The 19217-nt window shown below is 63.4% G+C and carries 18 protein-coding genes; 3 read left to right on the top strand and 15 right to left on the bottom strand.

Translation table 11 applies throughout. The annotated features are described in order from the left end of the window. Positions 1-3: 3 nt before the first annotated feature. From BLT66_RS00945 to BLT66_RS00905, 9 genes are all read right to left on the bottom strand, one after another. Positions 4-510: an ureidoglycolate lyase gene (locus tag BLT66_RS00945; protein WP_092754605.1), complete on the bottom strand. Its 507-nt coding sequence runs from the start codon at positions 508-510 to the stop codon at positions 4-6. A 1-nt stretch (position 511) separates the two neighbouring features. After that, complete coding sequence (locus BLT66_RS00940) at positions 512-1408, bottom strand: MurR/RpiR family transcriptional regulator (RefSeq protein WP_092754602.1); 897 nt, start codon at positions 1406-1408, stop codon at positions 512-514. A 21-nt stretch (positions 1409-1429) separates the two neighbouring features. Next, the gene (hydA, locus tag BLT66_RS00935) at positions 1430-2842 is read right to left on the bottom strand and encodes a dihydropyrimidinase (protein ID WP_092754599.1); all 1413 of its coding nucleotides are present in this window, start codon (positions 2840-2842) and stop codon (positions 1430-1432) included. Then, complete coding sequence (locus BLT66_RS00930) at positions 2839-4071, bottom strand: cysteine desulfurase-like protein (RefSeq protein WP_092754596.1); 1233 nt, start codon at positions 4069-4071, stop codon at positions 2839-2841. The genes hydA and BLT66_RS00930 overlap by 4 nt, the downstream gene beginning before the upstream one ends. Positions 4072-4077: 6 nt before the next feature. Continuing rightward, entirely contained in the window at positions 4078-4812 is a 735-nt protein-coding gene (locus BLT66_RS00925) for an amino acid ABC transporter ATP-binding protein (RefSeq protein WP_092754593.1), read from the bottom strand. Between the two features lie 9 nt (positions 4813-4821). After that, on the bottom strand, positions 4822-5493 hold the full coding sequence (locus BLT66_RS00920; protein ID WP_092754590.1) for an amino acid ABC transporter permease: 672 nt from the start codon (positions 5491-5493) through the stop codon (positions 4822-4824). 18 nt (positions 5494-5511) lie between these two features. Beyond that, the gene (locus tag BLT66_RS00915) at positions 5512-6306 is read right to left on the bottom strand and encodes a transporter substrate-binding domain-containing protein (RefSeq protein WP_092754587.1); all 795 of its coding nucleotides are present in this window, start codon (positions 6304-6306) and stop codon (positions 5512-5514) included. 203 nt (positions 6307-6509) lie between these two features. Beyond that, on the bottom strand, positions 6510-6758 hold the full coding sequence (locus tag BLT66_RS00910) for a GlsB/YeaQ/YmgE family stress response membrane protein (protein ID WP_092754584.1): 249 nt from the start codon (positions 6756-6758) through the stop codon (positions 6510-6512). Between the two features lie 52 nt (positions 6759-6810). Next, positions 6811-8757, bottom strand: a complete 1947-nt coding sequence (locus BLT66_RS00905; RefSeq protein ID WP_092754580.1) for an ABC-F family ATP-binding cassette domain-containing protein — start codon at positions 8755-8757, stop codon at positions 6811-6813. A 337-nt stretch (positions 8758-9094) separates the two neighbouring features. On the opposite strand from BLT66_RS00905, the gene gnd reads away from it, so the two are divergent. Next, positions 9095-10519 carry a decarboxylating NADP(+)-dependent phosphogluconate dehydrogenase gene (gene gnd, locus BLT66_RS00900; protein ID WP_092754576.1) on the top strand — a complete coding sequence of 475 codons (1425 nt, stop codon included), beginning with the start codon at positions 9095-9097 and terminating at the stop codon, positions 10517-10519. Between the two features lie 7 nt (positions 10520-10526). On the opposite strand, the gene prmB is transcribed toward gnd, so the two are convergent. From prmB to dapC, 5 genes are read right to left on the bottom strand one after another with little or no spacing between them, the layout of a single operon-like run. After that, positions 10527-11393 carry a 50S ribosomal protein L3 N(5)-glutamine methyltransferase gene (gene prmB, locus BLT66_RS00895; RefSeq protein WP_092754573.1) on the bottom strand — a complete coding sequence of 289 codons (867 nt, stop codon included), beginning with the start codon at positions 11391-11393 and terminating at the stop codon, positions 10527-10529. Continuing rightward, a complete protein-coding gene (gene dapE / locus BLT66_RS00890) occupies positions 11390-12583 on the bottom strand; it encodes a succinyl-diaminopimelate desuccinylase (protein WP_092754570.1) in 1194 nt (397 codons plus the stop codon). The genes prmB and dapE overlap by 4 nt, the downstream gene beginning before the upstream one ends. Then, positions 12583-13737, bottom strand: coding sequence for a PilT/PilU family type 4a pilus ATPase (locus tag BLT66_RS00885; protein ID WP_092754567.1), 1155 nt, complete (start codon positions 13735-13737; stop codon positions 12583-12585). Before BLT66_RS00885 ends, dapE begins: the two co-directional genes overlap by 1 nt. A gap of 45 nt (positions 13738-13782) precedes the next feature. Continuing rightward, positions 13783-14607, bottom strand: a complete 825-nt coding sequence (gene dapD / locus BLT66_RS00880) for a 2,3,4,5-tetrahydropyridine-2,6-dicarboxylate N-succinyltransferase (protein ID WP_092754564.1) — start codon at positions 14605-14607, stop codon at positions 13783-13785. 13 nt (positions 14608-14620) lie between these two features. After that, on the bottom strand, positions 14621-15835 hold the full coding sequence (gene dapC, locus BLT66_RS00875) for a succinyldiaminopimelate transaminase (RefSeq protein WP_092754561.1): 1215 nt from the start codon (positions 15833-15835) through the stop codon (positions 14621-14623). 71 nt (positions 15836-15906) lie between these two features. Between dapC and BLT66_RS00870 the strand changes: the two genes are divergently transcribed. Beyond that, complete coding sequence (locus BLT66_RS00870; RefSeq protein WP_092754558.1) at positions 15907-16290, top strand: cupin domain-containing protein; 384 nt, start codon at positions 15907-15909, stop codon at positions 16288-16290. On the opposite strand, the gene BLT66_RS00865 is transcribed toward BLT66_RS00870, so the two are convergent. Next, a complete protein-coding gene (locus BLT66_RS00865) occupies positions 16268-17488 on the bottom strand; it encodes a GNAT family N-acetyltransferase (RefSeq protein ID WP_092754556.1) in 1221 nt (406 codons plus the stop codon). The two genes, BLT66_RS00870 and BLT66_RS00865, sit on opposite strands and share 23 nt — an antisense overlap. Positions 17489-17536: 48 nt before the next feature. Between BLT66_RS00865 and BLT66_RS00860 the strand changes: the two genes are divergently transcribed. Further along, positions 17537-19201 carry an NAD+ synthase gene (locus BLT66_RS00860; RefSeq protein WP_092754553.1) on the top strand — a complete coding sequence of 555 codons (1665 nt, stop codon included), beginning with the start codon at positions 17537-17539 and terminating at the stop codon, positions 19199-19201. Positions 19202-19217 lie beyond the last annotated feature (16 nt).

Here is a 19217-nt window from a genome sequence, read left to right as displayed (position 1 = left end):
GGCTTATTCAATCCAGATTGGCGTGTCGCCCAGAGGATGCTCATCGCAGTTCGCATCGCCGGGCGCACCGCCGCGATCGACCGCCAGAAAGTCACTCGCCTGGTGCAAGGCAATTAGCGGGTGGTGCCAGGTGCCACGCGCATAGTTCACGCCTTGCCCCGGTGCGGCGCGGAAGCAGCGGATGGCCGATAGCTGCGGCACGGGTCCGGCCTCGGCCACCACCACCAGATATGGCAGCGCTGACAAGGGCATGAAGGCCTGGCTGCCCAGCGGATGCCGCTCCAGCAATACCAGCTGCATTGGCAGGCTGCGCGGCAAGGCCTTGAAGATGCTCAGAATGGCGCGGCCACCCAGGCTGCCCACATCGATCTGCGCCAGGTCGTGGTAGCGCTCGGCAAAGCCGTCGTTGATGCTGAAATGCCGCGCGCTATCGCTGGCCTCGATGACGTCGCCAAAGGGCCGGAAGGCCTCGGCGGTCAAAGGTTCGATCGGCAGCGTAGAGGACGGCATATCAGCAATCAATATCTTGCAGGTCGGCGGCCAGCGTCGGCTGCGTGCCCGCACGTTTGCTACGCTTGCTGCGTTTGGCGAAAGCCAGGCCCATGGCCAGGGTCTGCGCCAGGCACATGGCTGAGGTCAGTGAACGAAAGCCCAGCAACTTGGCGTCGTTCACTTCCAGTACTAGGTCGGCATCCTTGGCCACTGGGCTCATGAAGGCGTCGGTGATCGCCAGCCGCTTGGCGCCGCTCTGACGGATTTGCTCGCAGACCTGCAAGGTATCGGCCGCGTAGGGCGGGAAACTGATGGCGATCAGCAAATCCTGCGGCCCGGCGGTACTGGCCTGCTCGGTGATGGCCCCCCCCAGGCCGGTGATCTGCACCGCCGGCTGGCCGACCCGGTTCAGCGCATAGGCCAGGTAGGCCGCCACTGCATAGGATCGGCGCAGGCCCAGCACATGGACGATGCGGGCGTTCTGGATCAGCGCGATAGCTTCCTGCAGCGGCATGCTGGCGGCATCATCCTGCAGATGCTCCAGCGACACCACATTGGCTTGGCTGAAAGCGCGCAGCACCTCGGCCGGGTCGTCGGGGTTGTCCAGCGTTTGCTCGCCGCCGAAGTGGCGTATGCGCTCTTTGAATGTCGGTTTGACAGCGTGCTGCAGCGGTTCGCGGAACAGGCGCTGCAGGTCGGAATAGCCATCGAAACCCAGCGCCTTGGCCATGCGGATGAAAGCCGCCGGCGCAATCTTGGCAATGCCGGCCACCGTGGCCACCGGGTTCAGCGCCATATCGTTTGGGTGGTCGATGGCGTAGCGGGCGGCATCGCGCATGCGCGGCGTGAGCCGCTCGCTTTCACGTCCAATCAGGTCACGCAGCGCATCCAGATTGCGGGGTTTGCTATTACTCATATAGCAATCATAGCCACAGAATCAGAAGGCCCGGACCTCGCCGCGCGGCACGAATCGGCCCATGCCTTCGCGCCCCCGCCATTCTTTGCCATCCACAATCAAGTTGCCGCGCAGAAATACCTTCTCCACCCGGCCGCGCAGCGTGCGGCCTTCGAGCAGGGTGTAGTCGCAGTTGCCGTGCAGGTCTTTGGCGTAAATCGTCTGGCTGGCAGCCGGGTCGAACAGCACCACATCGGCATCGCTGCCGACGGCGATCGTGCCCTTCTTCGGGAACAGGCCAAACAGCTTGGCCGGCGTCGTCGAGGTAAGTTCCACGAAGCGGTTCAGCGACAGCTTGCCCTGCATCACGCCGATATCGAACAGGCTGACCAGCCGCGTTTCGATGCCCGGCGCGCCGTTAGGGATCAGCGAGAAGTCGTCTTTGCCGCGCATCTTCTGCATACGGTAACCGAGGTGGCCTTCCTTCATGCAAAACGGGCAGTGGTCGGTGGCGATGACCTGCAGGTCGTCGTAGCGCAGCGCGCGCCACAGATGCTTCTGGTCATCGGGCGTGCGCAGCGGCGGCGTCATCACGTATTTGGCGATTTCCACGTCGTCGGTGTTGTAGACCGAGTCGTCGAACAGCAGGTAGTGCGGGCAGGTCTCGGCAAACACCGGAATGCCCTCGGCGCGGGCCGCCACGATGTGCTTCAGCGCCTGGTTGCTGGAGACGTGCACGAAGTAGATCGGCGCATTCGCCAGCTCGGCCAGGCGGATGCCGCGGTGCGTGGCTTCGCCTTCCATGATGGCCGGGCGGGTCAGCGCGTGGTAGCGCGGCGAGGTGTGGCCGGCGTCCAGTGCCTCCTTGATCAGCAGGTCGATCACCGTGCCATTCTCGGCGTGCAGCGCCACCATGCCGCCGTCGGCGCCGACCTGGCGCAGCATGCGGAAGATGGCGGCGTCGTCGGCCATCATCACGCCGGGGTAGGCCATGAACATCTTGAAGCTGGTCACACCCTCGTGGCGCATCGCATGGCGCACATCCTGCAGCACCTGTTCGTCGACGCGGGTGATGATCACGTGGAAGCTGAAGTCCACCGCCACCTGCGACTCGGCGCTGCGTTGGGCCCGGGCGATGGCACCCAGGGGCGAGTCGGTGGCGGTTTGCAGCGCGAAGTCGACGATGGTGGTGGTGCCGCCGAAGGCCGCGGCCTTGGTGCCGCTGGCGAAGGTGTCGCAGGTGATCGTCGGGCCGATCACATTTTCCAGGTGCACATGGGTGTCCACGCCACCGGGTAGCAGGTAGAGACCGGTGGCGTCGACGATGGCCACGTCTTCGCCGACTTGCAAATTACGGCCGATGCTGTCGATCACGCCGTCGCGCATCAGCAGGTCGGCTACGTAGTCGTCGGTAGCGGTGATGATGCGGCCGTTGCGAATTAAGGTCGTGCTCATGCAATCACCTCGTCCAGATGCTGTACCAGCCGGTCGATTTCGGCAAACGTGTTGTAGTGGGCGATGGACACGCGGACCACGCCGCCCTGGGCCTGCAGCCCCAGCGATTCGATCAGGCGCTTGGCATAGAAGTCGCCGAAGCGGATCCCGATCTGGAAACGGTCCATATGCCGGACGATGGATTCCGACATCTGGCCGGCCACCATGAAGCTCACCGTGGGGACACGGCCACCTTCGCTGGCAGTGTCCAGGCCGATGATGCGCACCGATTTCTTGCTGCGCAGATAGCCCAGCAGGCGCTCGGCCAGCGCGTCTTCATGTTGCTCGAAGGCATCAAACGCCAGCTGCATTTTCTGCCGGGCCGAGCCGGTGGAACCGAGGCGGCTGCCCACGTCCACCAGGTAGTCGTTGATGCCGATGCAGCCGTACGACAACTCGTAGTTCACATTGCCTGGCTGCAGCTTGTAGGGCAGTACATCCTGGCCGATGAAATAGTGGTTCAGGCTGGGTAGCGACAGCAGCAGATCGCGCTGCACCCATAGCACCGCATAGTGCGGGCCGAACACCTTGTAGAAGCTGAACACATACATGTCGGCGCCGCTGGCCTGCACATCGACTAGGCGGTGCGGCGCGTAGGCCACGGCATCGACGCACAGGCGCGCGCCCACGGCGTGTACGCGTTGCGCAACTTCGGCCACCGGGTTGACGGTGCCGAGAATGTTCGACGCATGGGTCATGGCGACCCATCGGGTGCGCGGCGTCAGCAGCCGGTCCAGGCTGTCGAGATCGAGTGCCAATGTGTCGCCGTTCACTTCCCATATCTTGACGATGGCACCTGCGGCCTGCAGCCGCATCCAGCCACCGATATTGGCTTCGTGGTCGGTATTCGTGACAATGATTTCATCGCCTGGCTGGATGCCGAGCTGGATCGCCTGCGTCACCTGGAACATCAGCGAGGTGGTGGAGCCGCCCATCACCACTTCGTCGTCGAAGGGCGCGTGGATCAGCTCGGCCACCGAGCGGCGCGCCGCCAGCACCTTGGCGCCGGCATCCTGCGACTGGGCGTAGCTGGCGCCCAGCTGCACGCTGCTGGTCAGCAGATAGTCGCGCACCCGGTCGGCCACGCGGCGCAGCACCTGTGAGCCGCCGGCGTTGTCGAGGTAGGCGCAGTCATTGTTCAGTGCCGGAAATTCGGCGCGGATATGGTCCAGATTGAGTGCGTGCGGCATAAGGGGTCAGTGTTGAAGAATGGCCTTCAGAAAGGCCTGGGTACGCTCCTCGCGGGGCGCGCTGAAGAATTGCTCGGGCGGGGCTTGCTCGATCACGCGCCCGGCCTCCATGAAGATCACCCGGTCGGCGACGCGGCGGGCGAAGCCCATCTCATGCGTCACCACCACCATGGTCACGCCGGTGCGTGCCAGGTTCTGCATCACATCCAGCACCTCGCCGACCATTTCCGGGTCCAGCGCCGAGGTGGGCTCGTCAAACAACAGTACCTTGGGCTCCATCGCCAGCGCCCGGGCAATCGCCACGCGCTGCTGCTGGCCGCCGGATAGCTGCGCCGGGCGCTTGTGCGCATGGGCACCCAGGCCGACTTTCTCCAGCAGCGCCAGCGCCCGGGCTTCGGCTTCGCGCTTTGGCATATGCCGCACCCGCAGCGGGCCCAGCGCCACATTGGCCAGCGCCGTCAGATGCGGAAATAGGTTAAAGCTTTGAAACACCATGCCGACTTCGGCCCGTACCTTGGCCAGGCCCTTGCCGCGCACGACTCTTTCGCCATCGACCAGCACCTCGCCGCGCTGGTAGTCTTCCAGCAGGTTGATGCAGCGTATCAGCGTGGATTTGCCCGAGCCGGAAGGGCCGATGACCACCACCACCTCGCCGGCAGTCACGTCCAGGTCGATGCTGTGCAGGGCTTCAAACGTGCCATAGAACTTGCAGAGTCCGCGAATTTCAATCAATGCCGTCATGCGTGCACCTCAGCGGGTAGAAGTGCGGTGCCGCGCTTCAAAAAATCCGACCAGCCGCACCAGCGGCAGCAATAGCAGCAGATACAACACAGCTGCGCCGATCAGCGGCGTGGGGTTGGCTGCCAAGGCCTGGGCTTGCGTGGCCTGCTTCAGCAGATCCGGCATGGCGACGACGGAGGCCAGCGCGGTGTCTTTCAGCACATTGATGCAGTTGCTGGTCAGCGGCGGCACGACGATGCGCATGGCCTGCGGCAACACCACATCGCGCATGCAGCTGAAAAAGCCGAGCCCAATGGCGTCGGCCGCTTCGAACTGGCCTTTGGGAATGGCCTCGATGCCAGCCCGAAAAATCTCGGCGGTGTAGGCGCACGACACCAAGGTCAACGCTGCTGTGGCCGCGGCAAACGAGGTCAGGCGTATGCCAACAAACGGGAGGGCGTAGTACACCAGTACCAGCAAAACCAGCAAAGGAATCGACCGGAATACGTCGATATAGATGCGGGCCACAGTGCGTACCCAGGCCACACCGTACAGGCGCACCAGGGCCAGCAGCAGGCCACCTACAAAGCCCAGCAGAATGCTGACCGCCCCCAGCAGAATCGTGGTCCACAGGCCCTGCAGCAGCAAGGGCAGGGCGTCCCGGAAAACCGGCCAGTTGAAGAAGGTGTCGAGCAGATTCATGCGAGGGCTGGCAGGGGTTTACAGCTTGGGAACGTCCATCACCATCACACTGGACGAGCTGTCGGGCGGTGTGGTGCCAAACCATTTCTTGTGCGTGGCCGACACAAAGCCTTCCTTCTTCAGCGTCGTCAGGATGTCGTTCACCTTGGCAGCATCGGCGAAGTTCTTGGCGAACATGAAGGAGTAGCGCTCGTTGGTGGGAATGCGCGCGGCAATGCGGTACTGCGGCTTGTCCTTGATGTAGTACTCCACAGCCGGGATGTCGCTGATGTAGCCGTCAATCCGGCCGGAAGCCAGGTCCAGCATGGCGGGTGCCAGGCCTTCGTAGCGCGAGATGGTGGCGATCTTCAGTTTGGCGGTGTTCTGGGTTGCATAGATGTCGCCGGTGGATGCCGTGTCCACACCGACCGTCTTGCCGGCCAGGTCTTCCAGCTTGTCGATCTTGGTGGTCTTCAGTACCGACAGAGACTGGTCGCTGTCGTAATAGGGCTGGGCAAACGCCAGCGACTCCAGGCGTTTTGGCGTGATGGTAATGCTGGAGATGGCGATCTGGATGCGGCCAGATTGCACGGCGGGGAACAGGCCGTTGAACGGGATGTTCTCGATCTGCACGGTTTTGCCGGCGCGCTTGGCGACCTCATTCACCATATCGATCTCGAAGCCGACGAACTTGCCGCTGGCGTCCTGGAATTCCCAGGGCACATTGCCGATATTGGCGCCGACGGTCCAGTCGGCTGCGAGTGCGGGGACGGTGGCTGCAGCGACGGTGGCCACCGTGAAGGCGACTTTGGCAGCGAATTGAGAGAGTTTCATGCGGGCTACTCCTGGATGACCGGGTTGAAGGATGGGTTTCCGACAGCGGTGTGCATTGCAAATGTCTGGAGTCGCAAAGATACCAAATTGAATTAAATAAATCAATAAATAATAAAATGAATTATTTGATCCAAATCGGTGCAAAAGAAAAGGGCTTGCACCCGTTTGGCGCAAGCCCTTGCCGTGACGCACCAAGTGCGTAATTACTTTTTGCTAACCATGCCGTAAATCACCAGCAACACGATGGCGCCCACGACGGATGCAATCCAGCCGGCCGGTGCGCCGGGCGCGTACCAGCCCATTTTCTCGCCCACGAAGCCGGCGATGAACGAGCCGGCAATGCCCAGGATGGACGTCATGATCAGCCCCAGCTTGTCGTCGCCGGGCTTGACCGCGCGGGCAATCAAACCGACCACCAGACCCACAATCAGCGTGCCGATCAAAGAAAACATAGAAATCTCCGTATACCAAGTGAATAGGAGGCTTAAATATACCTGCTAGGCCTTAGCCGGCGATGGCGCCTGCGGATTCCAGCTGTTCGGACAAAGCCATCCAGCGTTCTTCCAGCGCCGCCATGTCGGCGTTGACCTTCTTCAACCGCTTGCCCGCCTGGCCGAGTTCATGGGGGTTCTTGGCGTCGACTAGCTTTTGCTCCAGACCGTCTTTTTCCAGTTGCATGGCAGCCATCTCGGTGTCGATCTTGTCCAGGTCGCGTTGCAAGGCCTTGGTGTTGACGACAGGGGGGGCAGCCACCACCACCGGCGCAGGTGCGGGTACTGCGGCTTTGCCAGCCTCCTTGGCGGCTTCGCGCATGCGCTTGGCTTCGTCCAGCAGGTAGCGCTGGTAGTCGTCCAGATCACCGTCGAAAGGCTCGACGCCGCCGCGCGACACCATCCAGAACTCGTCACACACCGAGCGCAGCAAGGCCCGGTCATGGCTGACCAGCATCACCGTGCCTTCAAATTCATTCAATGCCATGGCCAGCGCTTCGCGGGTGGCCAAGTCCAAGTGGTTGGTTGGCTCATCCAGCAGCAGCAGGTTGGGGCGCTGCCAGACGATCATGCACAGCACCAGGCGGGCTTTTTCGCCGCCGCTCATGCTGCCCACGGCCTGCTTGACCATGTCGCCGCTGAAGTTGAAGGTACCCAGGAAGCTGCGCAAGTCCTGTTCGCGCGTGCCTTGGCCGGCCAGTTTGCCGGCGGCGGTGGTTTCCTTCACCAGGTGGATCATGTGCTCCAGCGGGGTGTCGACCGGGCGCAGCACGTCGAGCTCCTGCTGGGCGAAGTAGCCGATGTTCAGGCCCTTGCCTTCGAGGATTTCGCCGTGGATGGGCGTCAGCGCGCGGGCTACCGTCTTCACCAGGGTCGATTTACCCTGGCCGTTGGCGCCCAGAATGCCAATGCGCTGGCCGGCCAGTACCGACTTGTTGACCTTTTGCACGATGACCGTCGGGCCGGTGCCTGCGGGTGCGTCTTCTGGCGGCGGGTAGCCGAAGGTGGCGTCGGACATCGACAGCATCGGGTTCGGCAGATTGGCTGGCTCTTTGAACTCGAAGGTGAACTCGGCCTCGGCCAGCAGCGGCGCGATCTTCTCCATGCGGTCCAGCGCCTTGACCCGGCTCTGTGCTTGCTTGGCCTTGCTGGCCTGGGCCTTGAAGCGCGAAATGAATTTCTGCAGATGGGCAATCTTGTCCTGCTGCTTGGCAAAGGACGCCGACTGTTGCTCCATCTTTTCGGCGCGCATGTCTTCGAACTTGCTGTAGTTGCCGCCGTAGCGGTTCAGCTTGGCGGTTTCGATGTGCACGGTGACGTCGGTGATGGCGTCCAGGAATTCGCGGTCATGGCTGATGACCAGCATGGTGCCGGTGTAGCGTTTCAGCCAGGCTTCCAGCCACACCAAAGCGTCCAAGTCCAAGTGGTTGGTCGGCTCGTCGAGCAGCATTAGGTCCGACGGGCACATCAGCGCGCGCGCCAGCTGCAAGCGCATGCGCCAGCCGCCGGAGAAGCTGTTCACTGGATTGTCGAGTTCGGTGGTCTTGAAGCCCAGACCGAGGATCAGTGCCTGGGCGCGGGCTTGGGCATCACCGGAACCCGCATCGAACAGCGCCATGTAGGCATTCGCCATGCGTTCGCCGTCGTCGGTGGCTTCGGCGGCGTCGACTTCCTGCTGGGCCGCCAACAGATTGGTGTCGCCCTCGATCACGAAGTCGGTGGCGCTTTGATCGGTTTCCGGCATGTCCTGCGCCACCTGGGCCAGGCGCCATTGCGGCGGCACGTAGAAGTCACCGCCATCTTCGTGCAGCGTGCCGTTGAGCAGGGCAAACAGCGTGGACTTGCCGGCGCCGTTGCGGCCCACCAGGCCGACCTTTTCGCCGGGGTTGATGGTGACGTTGGCGCTGTCGAGCAATACTTTGGCGCTACGGCGAAGAACGACGTTTTTAAGGGTGATCATGGCAAGGTGGCAGCCAAAGGCAGCCGGGGAAGATAAGAGGAAATCCGCGAGGACAAGGCCTGAGCCGCCGCAAGGTGCGGGGACGGCATGGCGTGGATTTTAAGTGGCTTGGGCCTGTACCTGGGAAAACCCGTAACGGCTTGGCTTTGCAGTGTGGTGGTCAGGCTGCATGTTTGCTATGTAACTTATAGCTGCTTGCGCAATCTAAATATGCGCTGGAGGCTTATTTGGTGTGTATTTTTTGCAGTCCGTGCATCCAGGCCCTAGCCCTGTAAAAATGCAGTTCTGAATTTCATCCGGGCGCTTGGAGCGCTCCTACTCCCAACTGAGCATGCACATGAGCAGCAAGAAAAGCGATTTCGGATTGATTGGCCTGGCCGTGATGGGCCAGAACCTGGTGCTGAACGTGGAAAGCCGCGGCTTCCAGGTCAGCGTGTACAACCGCACCGTGGACAAGACCAACGAATTCATTGCCGCCAACCCCGGCAAACAGCTGGTCGGCTGTGACACGCTGGAGGCCTTTGTGCAAAGCCTGGCATCGCCGCGCAAGATCCAGATCATGGTCAAGGCCGGCGCGCCGGTGGACCAGGTGATCGAGCAACTGATTCCCTTGCTGGACAAAGACGACATCATCATCGACGGCGGCAACAGCCTGTACACCGACACCGAGCGCCGCGACAGCTACCTGGCTGAAAAAGGCCTGCGCTTCATCGGCGCCGGCGTGTCGGGTGGCGAGGAGGGTGCGCGCAAGGGCCCGGCCATCATGCCCGGCGGCCCGGCCTCCACCTGGGAGGTGATGAAGCCGATCTTCGAGAGCATCGCCGCCAAGGTCGACGGCCAGCCCTGCGTGATCCACATCGGCCCCGGTGGTGCGGGCCACTACGTGAAGATGATCCACAACGGCATCGAATACGGTGACATGCAGCTGATCTGCGAGGCCTACAGCCTGTTCAAGGCGGCCGGCTTCACCACCGACGAGATGGCCGCCATCTTCAACGAGTGGAACGAAGGCGCGCTGCAAAGCTACCTGATCCAGATCACCGGCAAGGCGCTGGAGCAAAAAGACCCGGAAACCGGCAAACCGCTGGTCGACCTGATCCTCGACAAGGCCGGCCAGAAGGGCACGGGCCAGTGGACGCAGCTGAACGCAGCCGAGAACGCCGTGGTCATCGGCACCATCAACGCTGCGGTGGAAGCCCGTGTGCTGTCATCGCAGAAAAAGCAGCGCGTGGCGGCCAGCGAGCATCTGCAGGGACCGAAAGCCGACCTGAGCGCGGCCAAGAAGGACCTGGTGGCCAAGGTGCACGATGCGCTGTATGCCTCCAAGGTGATCAGCTACACCCAGGGCTTCGATTTGATCAAGACCATGGGCGAGAAGAAGCAATGGGGCTTGGACTTTGGCGGCATCGCCTCGATTTGGCGGGGCGGCTGCATCATCCGTGCGCGTTTCCTGAACCACATCACCGATGCCTACCGCAGCGAACCGACGCTGGTGAACCTGATGCTGGCGCCGTTCTTCAAGGACGTGCTGAATGCTGCGCAGCAGAACTGGCGCGAAGTGGTGGCCTTGGCAGTGGGCCATGGCATTCCGGTGCCGGCCTTCAGCTCCTCACTGTCGTACTACGACAGCTACCGCTCTCACCGGCTGTCGGCGAATCTGCTGCAGGCCCAGCGCGACTTTTTTGGCGCTCACACCTACGAGCGCATCGACAAGCCGGAAGGCCAGTTCTTCCACACGGAGTGGCCGGAAGTGATCGGCTAAGCTTGGCTTAGAGCGCGTCCAGCGCCTCGCGCGTCACCAGCAACACCTGGTCTTCGCCGGCGCTGGTTTCCAGCCACACCACTTCGAGCGCCGGGAACGCGGCCTCGAAGTATTCGCGCTCGTTGCCGATCTCCAGCACCAGCACGGCGTCGGCCGTCATCTTGGCGGCGGCGCTTTTCAGCAGGCTGCGGATGAAGTCCATGCCGTCCGTGCCGCCGGCCAGCGCCAGCACCGGCTCGGCCTGGTATTCGGCGGGCAGGGCGGCCATGCTCTGGCTGTTGACGTAGGGCGGGTTACACAAAATCAGGTCGAACGGGCCGGCCAGCTGGGCCAGGCCATCGGATTCGACCAGCTGGATGCGATGCTGCAGCTGGTGCTTGTCCACATTGATGCGGGCCACGGCCAGTGCGTCGGGGCTGATGTCGGCGCCGGTGACCTGCACGTCGGGGTAGACCATGGCCGCCAGCACGGCCAGGCTGCCGTTGCCGGTGCACAGGTCGAGCACAGTGCTGGTTTCCTCGCGCAGCCAGTAGTCGATGCCGCCGTCGACCAGCAGCTCGGCGATGAAGCTGCGCGGCACGATGGCACGTTCGTCCACATAGAACGGCACTCCTTGCAGCCAAGCCTCTTGGGTGAGGTAGGCCGCCGGCTTGCGGCTGGCGATGCGTGCTTCCAAAAGTGTAGCTACCAGCGCTTGCTTGTCCTGCGCTACAGGCTGATTTTCTACAGAATCCAGGTCGTCCACCGGCAGGCCCAGTCGCCACAGCACCAGCCAGGCGGCTTCGTCAAAGGCGTTGGTCGTGCCATGGCCGTAGGACACGCCTGCGGCCTCCAGCTGGGCGGCGGATTGTTCTATGAGTTCGAGAATGGTCATGGATGGCTGGCCAGGTTTTCCAGCGTGCGGCGGTAGATGTTCTTCAGCGGCTCGATGTCGGCCACGGCGATGTGTTCGTCGATCTTGTGGATGCTGGCGTTGGGCGGACCGCATTCGATGACCTGCGGGCAGATCTGGGCGATGAAGCGCGCGTCGCTGGTGCCGCCGGTGGTGGACAGCTCGGTGTCCAGCCCGGTTTCGGCCTGTATCGCTTTGCGTACCGCTTCAACCAGGGTGCCGGGCGTGGTCAGGAAAGGCAGGCCGCCCACGGTCCACTGGATGTCGTAGCCCAGGCCGTGGCGGTCCAGCACTTCATGGACGCGTTTTTGCAGGCCGTCGGGTGTGGATTCGGTGCAGAAGCGGAAGTTGAAGTCCACCACCACGGTGCCGGGGATCACGTTGTTGGCGCCAGTGCCTGCGTGGATATTGCTCATCTGCCAGCTGGTCGGCTGGAAGAAGGCATTGCCCCCGTCCCACTCTATGGCCACCAGCTCGGCCAGCGCCGGCATGGCCATGTGGATCGGGTTCTTGGCCAGCTGCGGGTAGGCGATATGGCCTTGCACGCCGCGGATGGTCAGCTTGCCGCTCATGCTGCCGCGGCGGCCGTTCTTCACCATGTCGCCGGTGCGCTCCACCGAGGTGGGCTCGCCGACGATGCAGTAGTCGATGCGTTCGCCGCGTTCCTGCAGCAGCTTGCAGACCACCACCGTGCCGTCGACGGACGGGCCTTCTTCGTCACTGGTCAGCAGCAGGGCGATGGACAACGGGGTGTCGGGCTGGGCGGCCACGTATTCTTCGACCGCCACCACAAAGGCGGCGATGGATGTCTTCATGTCGCTGGCGCCACGGCCGAACAATTTGCCGTCGCGGTGCGTGGGGATGAACGGGTCGCTGCTCCATTGCGCCAGCGGGCCGGTGGGCACCACGTCGGTATGGCCGGCGAATGCTATGAGTTTGCTAGCTGCTGGCGCAGATTCTGCCTGCGCTGCGGGCTTAAAACCCTTAAAGGTGCTGCGGCGCACGGCCCACAGGTTGGTGACGCGGAAGTTGTCCGGGCCGCTGGTGATGGTTTCAAATTCAAAGCCCAGCGGTGCCAGGCGGGCCTGGACAAGGGCCTGGCATTGCGCGTCATCGGGCGTGACGGACGGCTGGGCGATCAGTTGCTCAGCCAGGTACAGGGTGTGGGACATCAGTTCCGTACGTCCAGGGTGATTTCGGTAAAGGAGGGCTCGTCGTCGGCCGCGGCTTGCAGGACTTCGCCATCGTTCTTCTGGCTGGCGCGGGCAAAGTCGTTCTGCAGCCGCCACATCAGGTTGGTGGCCGAGTCGGCATGGGCCAGGCCTTCCTTGCGGTCGATGATGCCCTCGGTGATCAGGCGCGCAATATCGCCTTCGAAGGTTTGCGAGCCATCGGCGATGGATTTCTCCATGGCTTCCTTGACGCCGCCGATATCGCCTTTCTCGATCATGTCGGCCACCAGCAAGGTGTTCAGCATGATCTCCACGGCCGGCACGCGTTCGCCGGCCGGCGTGCGCAGCAGGCGCTGCGAGACGATGGCATTCAGCGCTACCGACAAATCGGCCAGCATGGTGGCGCGCACTTCCACCGGGTAGAAATTGACGATGCGGTTCAGCGCCTGGTAGCTGTTGTTGGCATGCAGGGTGGCCATGCACAAATGGCCGGTCTGGGCGTAGGCAATGGCGGCCGACATGGTTTCGCGGTCGCGGATTTCGCCGATCAGGATGACGTCGGGTGCCTGGCGCAGCGCGTTTTTCAGCGCCACTTCGAGCGACACCGTGTCAGAGCCGATCTCGCGCTGGTTGATCACCGAGCGCTTGTTTTTGTACAGGTACTCGATCGGGTCTTCGATGGTCAGGATGTGGCCGCCCATGCGCTGGTTGCGGTGGTCGATCATGGCGGCCTGGGTGGTGGTCTTGCCGGCGCCGGTCGAGCCGACCATCAGGATCAGGCCGCGCTTTTGCAGCACCAGCTCGCCCAGCACCTCGGGCACCCGCAGGTTGGCCAGCAGCGGCACTTCCACATTGATGTAGCGCAGCACCACCGAATAGCTGCCGCGCTGGCGCATGGCGCTGACCCGGAACCGGCCGACGCCGGCCAGGGACACGGCCATGTTCAGCTCGCCGGTTTTTTCCAGCTCCTGGATGCGGTCAGGCGTCACCACCTCGGCCAGCAGGCTGCGCGGCGCGTCGGCCTGCAGCATCTGGCTGTTGATCGGCACGCACTGGCCGTTGATGCGGATCAGCGCGGGCGAATTGGCCGACAGGTAGACATCGGAGGCGTGTTTTTCCTGCATCAAGCGCAGGATCCGTTCCATAGTGCTCATCGATTACCTTTGTGTCGTGTTTGCCAAAACGCCGCGCGGCAGGGATCAATCCCGCAGCAGGTCGTTCAGGCTGGTCTTGGAACGGGTTTGTGCATCGACGCGCTTGACGATGATGGCCGCGTACAGGCTGTACTTGCCACCATCCTTGGGCAGGGTGCCGCTGATGACCACCGAGCCAGAGGGGATGCGGCCGTAGGTCACGGTGTCGGTGGCGCGGTCGTAGATCGGGGTGCTTTGGCCGAGGTACACGCCCATGGAGATAACGGAGTTCTCTTCAACGATCACGCCTTCAACTACTTCGGAGCGTGCGCCGACAAAGCAGTTGTCTTCGATGATGGTCGGGCCGGCCTGCAGGGGCTCGAGCACGCCGCCGATGCCGACGCCGCCGCTCAAATGCACGTTCTTGCCGATCTGCGCGCAGGAGCCGACGGTGGCCCAGGTGTCGACCATGGTGTTCTCGCCCACGTAGGCGCCGATGTTCACGTAGGACGGCATCAGCACCGCGCCCTTGGCGATGTAGCTGCCATGGCGGGCCACGGCTGGTGGCACGACGCGCACGCCGGTGGCCTTCATCTCATCCGCGCTCAGGTGGGCGAACTTGGTGGGCACCTTGTCGTAAAAGCCCAGGTCGCCGGCCTTGATGACTTCGTTATCCTTCAGGCGGAACGACAGCAGCACGGCCTTCTTGATCCACTGGTGCACGGTCCATTGGCCGACGGCTTCGCGGGTAGCGACGCGCAGGTGGCCGTTGTTCAGCTCGTTGATCACATGGGCGACGGCGTCACGCACTTCGGCCGAGGCGGCGGTGGGCGACAGATTCGCGCGGTCTTCCCAGGCGGCGTCGATGGTGGCTTGGAGTTGTTGTGTCATGTTGTTCTCTGCTTCAGGTTTTGGATTGGATGAATTGTCGGATGCGTTGGGCGGCCTCGGCGCACTCGGCCGTCTCTGCCACCAAGGCCATGCGGATACGCTGGCGGCCGGGGTTCTGGCCGTTGGCTTCGCGTGCCAGGTAGCTGCCAGGCAGCACCGTCACATTGTAGGCAGCCAGCAGGTCGCGGGCGAAGGCCACGTCGCTGTCCAGGCCGTCCACCGTGGCCGGGCCAGGCACCTGGGCCCAGAGGTAAAAACCGGCGTCGGGCAGGGCCACGTCCATCACTTCGGACAGGATGGGCGTAACCTGGGCGAACTTGCTACGGTACAGCGCGCGGTTTTCCACCACATGGGCTTCGTCGTTCCAGGCGGCGATGCTGGCGCTTTGCACCACCGGGCTCATCGCGCTGCCGTGGTAGGTGCGGTACAGCAAAAACGGCTTGATCAGCGCTGCGTCGCCGGCCACAAAGCCGCTGCGCAGGCCCGGCACATTGCTGCGCTTGGACAGGCTGGTGAAGGCGATGAGGTTCTTGAAATCTGTGCGGCCCAGCTTGGCAGCGGCTTCGAGGCCACCCAGCGGAGCTTCGTCGCGGAAGTAGATTTCGCTGTAGCACTCGTCGGAGGCGATCACAAAGCCGTGCTGGTCGCTCAGCGCGAACAGCTTTTGCCATTCGCTCAGCGGCATCACTGCGCCCGTGGGGTTGCCGGGCGAGCAGACGAACAGCAGCTGGGTGCGCGCCCAGACGTCGGCGGGCACGCTGTCCCAGTCGACCGCAAAGTTGCGTGCCGGGTCGCTGGGGGCGTAGTAGGGCGTGGCGCCGCCCAGCAGAGCTGCGCCTTCGTAGATTTGGTAGAACGGATTCGGGCAGACCACGGTGGCACCGGTCTGGGTGGGGTCGATCACGGTCTGCGCAAACGCAAACAGCGCTTCGCGCGAGCCGTTGACCGGCAGCACCTGGGTGGCCGGGTTCAGCTCCAGGCCGTAGCGGCGCTGGATCCATTGGGCCATGGCGTTACGCAAAGCCGGGTCGCCGCCGGTAGCCGGGTAGCCCGACAGGCCTTTGATGCCGGCCAGCATGGCCGTTTCAATAAAGGCAGGTGTCGCATGCTTGGGCTCGCCAATGCCCAGGCTGATGGCGCGGTAGGCGGGGTTCGGGGTGACGCTGGCAAAAAGTTGCTTGAGCCGCTCAAACGGGTAGGGCTGGAGTTTGGTGAGCAGGGGATTCATGGGGGGAGATTATCAGCGCAGCCACTTATGATCCCAGCCAGACGCTTTCTTCCAATTTTGTGGGACCAGATATGACCGTATTCACCAAAGTCGTGCTCTACACCGGGGCCGATGGCCGCGCCCAGTTCCGTGACGAGGCCGTGGAGTTGCTCGGCGGCACGCCCACCTCCCAGCTGTCCACGCTGGAGCCCAGCGGCGGCTACCAGTTGCGCCACAGCCCGGTGGGCTTCCAGAGCAACTTCCATTGCACCACCGACCCGCAGTGGGTGGTGATTCTGGGTGGGCAGATGGAGATTGGCCTGCAAGGCGGCGTCTCGCGCATCTTCAAGGCGGGCGAACACTTTTATTCGGCTGATGTGCTGCCGGCCGGCGCCACCTTCGACCCCAACGTCCACGGCCATTGGAGCCGCCAGGTCGGTTCGGAGCCGCTGGTCACGATGTTTGTGCGGGCTTAGGGTGTTTCAGCGGGCTGCGCTGGGCTAAGTCGTCCATGTAGCCTGCAATCCCCGCGCCTTCGCGCTCCAGAAAGCGCTCCACCGCATCGGCAAACGCCGGGTGGGCCAGCCAGTGGGCGCTGGTGGTCTTGACCGGCAGCAGGGCGCGCGCCATCTTGTGTTCGCCCTGGGCACCGCCTTCAAAGCGGGCCACGCCGTGTTCAATGCACCAGGCCAGCGGCTGGTAGTAGCAGGCCTCGAAATGCAGGCAGTCGACACGCTCGATGGCACCCCAGTAGCGGCCGTAGGCAACCAAAGGTTGGGCATCATTTAGGCCGCTAGCGCTTGCATTACCTGCGCTGATAGCTATCAAACTGGTAGCAATCGGCTTGATTACTCCCGCGTCCTCCCGTTCGGCCACGAACAGCAGCCAGTGCTCGGGCATGGTGTCGGCCATGCGCTGGAAGAAGTCGCGGCTCAGATACGGCGCGTTGCCGTGTTCCAGGTAGGTGCGCTCGTAGCAGCGGTAGAAGAAATCCCAGTCCTGCGGCGCGATGTCGCGGCCCCGGGCCCAGCGGAAGCGGATGCCGGCGTCCGCCACCTTGCGGCGCTCCTGGCGGATCTTCTTGCGCTTGTCCTGGGCCATGGAGGCCAGGAAGTCGTCGAAGTCCTGGTAGCCCGCCGCAGTATTGGTCCAATGGAACTGGACCGTATGGCGCAGCATCAAGCCGGCCTCGGCACAGGCGTCCACGTCCTCCTGGTTGGCAAACAGCACGTGCAGCGACGACAGCTCTTGCTCGTTGCACCAGGCCACCACGGCCTGCACCAGCAGCTGGCGCGCCGCGGCATCGCGGGCCAACAGCCGCGCGCCGGGCACGGGGGTGAAGGGCGCAGCGATGATGGCCTTGGGGTAGTAGGGCACGCCGTGCTGCTGGTAGGCATTGGCCCAGGCCCAGTCAAACACGTATTCGCCGTAGGAATGGTCTTTCAGGTACAGCGCGCAGGCGGCGTGCAAGGCCTCGCCCTGCCATAGCGTCACCAGGCGCAGCGTCCAGCCGGTGGCGGGCGTGGCGCTGCCGCTGAGCTGCAGCGCAGCCAGGTATTCGTGGCGCATGAAGGGGCTGGCGTCGGGCTGCTGGGCCAGCAGGCCGTTCCAGGCCTCGGCGCTCAGCAGCAGCGGCGAGTCCAGCACCCGGATGACATAATCTGTCGCACTCATATCCCACCCTGCAGGCAGCAGCCGGCTGCCCTCGTATTTTTTGTTTCCATGACTCTCAAACTCTGTGTTGCCCAGCTTAATTTTGTCGTCGGCGACCTGGCCGGCAATGCGCAAAAAATCATCGATGCGGCCCGCACCGCCTATGCCGAGGGTGCGCGCCTGGTGTTGACGCCGGAGCTGTCGATCTGCGGCTATGCGGCCGAAGACCTGTTCCTGCGCCCGGCCTTCACCGCTGCTTGCGATGATGCCGTGAAAACAGTGGCCCGCGAACTCGCCGGGTTAAACGGCCTGTGCGTCGTGGTCGGCCACCCCAGCGGCGGCGACGACCGCACCAAGTCCGTGGCCGTGCAGCGCCGCTTCAATGCGGCCAGCGTGCTCAGCGAGGGCCGCGTGCTCGCTACGTACGCCAAGCGCGAGCTGCCCAACTACCAGGTGTTCGACGAACGCCGCTACTTCACCCCCGGGCACGGCGTCTGCGTGTTCGAGGTGCAGGGCGTGAAGGTCGGTCTGCTGATTTGCGAAGATGCCTGGTTCGATGAGCCCGCCGCGCTGGCTAAGCAGGCCGGGGCCGAGCTGCTGGCCGTCATCAATGCCTCGCCCTTCCATGTGGGCAAGGGCGGCGAGCGGATCGTGCGCATGGCCGACCGGGCCCGCGCCGCCGGCCTGCCGCTGGTCTACGCCCACATCGTGGGCGGGCAGGACGAGGTGGTGTTCGACGGCAATTCCTTCTGCGTGGATGCCGACGGTACGCTCAGTGGTCACGCCCCGGCATTCAAGGAAAATCTGTTCTACGTGCAGGCAGTACCTGCGCAGGCAGCTATCAAATTGGAAGCAAGCATTGTTCCCGAGCGCAGCCTGCAGGCTGACCTGTGGGACGCGCTGGTGCTGGGCCTGCGCGACTACGTGGGCAAGAACCGCTTCCCCGGCGTGCTGTTGGGCTTGTCCGGCGGCATCGACTCGGCCCTGGTGCTGGCGATTGCGGTGGACGCGCTGGGCAAGGACCGGGTCCGCACGGTGATGATGCCGTCGCCCTATACCGCCGACATTTCCTGGATTGACGCCCGCGACATGGCGAATCGTCTTGGTGTGGTCTACAACGAAATCTCCATCCTGCCGGAGTTCGATGCGTTCAAGGCTTCGCTGGCGCCGCATTTTGTGGGCCGCGCCGAGGACACCACCGAAGAAAATATCCAGGCCCGCATCCGCGGCACCCTGTTGATGGCCTTGAGCAACAAGTTCGGCAGCATCGTGGTCACCACTGGCAACAAGAGCGAAATGGCCACCGGCTATTGCACGCTGTACGGTGACATGGCGGGCGGCTTCGCGGTGATCAAGGACGTGGCCAAGACCCTGGTGTTTGCGCTGGCGCGCTGGCGCAACGCCAACGACCCGTACGGCACGGGCAGCAACCCGATCCCCGAGCGCATCATCACCCGGCCACCCAGCGCCGAGCTGCGCGCCGACCAGACCGACCAGGACAGCCTGCCGCCCTACGAGGTGCTGGATGCGATTCTGGAGCGCTACATGGAGAACGATGAAAGCCTGGAGGCCATCGTCGCCGCCGGCTTCGACCGTGCCGATGTGGAGCGCGTGACCCGCCTGATCAAGATCAACGAATACAAGCGCCGCCAGTCGCCGGTGGGAATTCGCGTGACCCACCGCAGTTTTGGCAAGGATTGGCGCTATCCTATAACCAGTCATTTCCGCGCTTAACCGAGGCCAATTAGCA

The organism is Rhodoferax sp. OV413 (genome assembly GCF_900104385.1).
Lineage (GTDB): Bacteria > Pseudomonadota > Gammaproteobacteria > Burkholderiales > Burkholderiaceae_C > Rhodoferax_B.
Note: the sequence above shows the minus strand (reverse complement) of the source record. Positions and strands in the feature narration are given on the sequence as shown.

Excerpts from the sequence above, each read along its gene's own strand:
- BLT66_RS00945 (WP_092754605.1), bottom strand. The coding sequence starts at position 510 with ATGCCGTCCTCTACGCTGCCGATCGAACCTTTGACCGCCGAGGCCTTC.
- BLT66_RS00940 (WP_092754602.1), bottom strand. The coding sequence starts at position 1,408 with ATGAGTAATAGCAAACCCCGCAATCTGGATGCGCTGCGTGACCTGATT.
- hydA (WP_092754599.1), bottom strand. The coding sequence starts at position 2,842 with ATGAGCACGACCTTAATTCGCAACGGCCGCATCATCACCGCTACCGAC.
- BLT66_RS00930 (WP_092754596.1), bottom strand. The coding sequence starts at position 4,071 with ATGCCGCACGCACTCAATCTGGACCATATCCGCGCCGAATTTCCGGCA.
- BLT66_RS00925 (WP_092754593.1), bottom strand. The coding sequence starts at position 4,812 with ATGACGGCATTGATTGAAATTCGCGGACTCTGCAAGTTCTATGGCACG.
- BLT66_RS00920 (WP_092754590.1), bottom strand. The coding sequence starts at position 5,493 with ATGAATCTGCTCGACACCTTCTTCAACTGGCCGGTTTTCCGGGACGCC.
- BLT66_RS00915 (WP_092754587.1), bottom strand. The coding sequence starts at position 6,306 with ATGAAACTCTCTCAATTCGCTGCCAAAGTCGCCTTCACGGTGGCCACC.
- BLT66_RS00910 (WP_092754584.1), bottom strand. The coding sequence starts at position 6,758 with ATGTTTTCTTTGATCGGCACGCTGATTGTGGGTCTGGTGGTCGGTTTG.
- BLT66_RS00905 (WP_092754580.1), bottom strand. The coding sequence starts at position 8,757 with ATGATCACCCTTAAAAACGTCGTTCTTCGCCGTAGCGCCAAAGTATTG.
- gnd (WP_092754576.1), top strand. The coding sequence starts at position 9,095 with ATGAGCAGCAAGAAAAGCGATTTCGGATTGATTGGCCTGGCCGTGATG.
- prmB (WP_092754573.1), bottom strand. The coding sequence starts at position 11,393 with ATGACCATTCTCGAACTCATAGAACAATCCGCCGCCCAGCTGGAGGCC.
- dapE (WP_092754570.1), bottom strand. The coding sequence starts at position 12,583 with ATGTCCCACACCCTGTACCTGGCTGAGCAACTGATCGCCCAGCCGTCC.
- BLT66_RS00885 (WP_092754567.1), bottom strand. The coding sequence starts at position 13,737 with ATGAGCACTATGGAACGGATCCTGCGCTTGATGCAGGAAAAACACGCC.
- dapD (WP_092754564.1), bottom strand. The coding sequence starts at position 14,607 with ATGACACAACAACTCCAAGCCACCATCGACGCCGCCTGGGAAGACCGC.
- dapC (WP_092754561.1), bottom strand. The coding sequence starts at position 15,835 with ATGAATCCCCTGCTCACCAAACTCCAGCCCTACCCGTTTGAGCGGCTC.
- BLT66_RS00870 (WP_092754558.1), top strand. The coding sequence starts at position 15,907 with ATGACCGTATTCACCAAAGTCGTGCTCTACACCGGGGCCGATGGCCGC.
- BLT66_RS00865 (WP_092754556.1), bottom strand. The coding sequence starts at position 17,488 with ATGAGTGCGACAGATTATGTCATCCGGGTGCTGGACTCGCCGCTGCTG.
- BLT66_RS00860 (WP_092754553.1), top strand. The coding sequence starts at position 17,537 with ATGACTCTCAAACTCTGTGTTGCCCAGCTTAATTTTGTCGTCGGCGAC.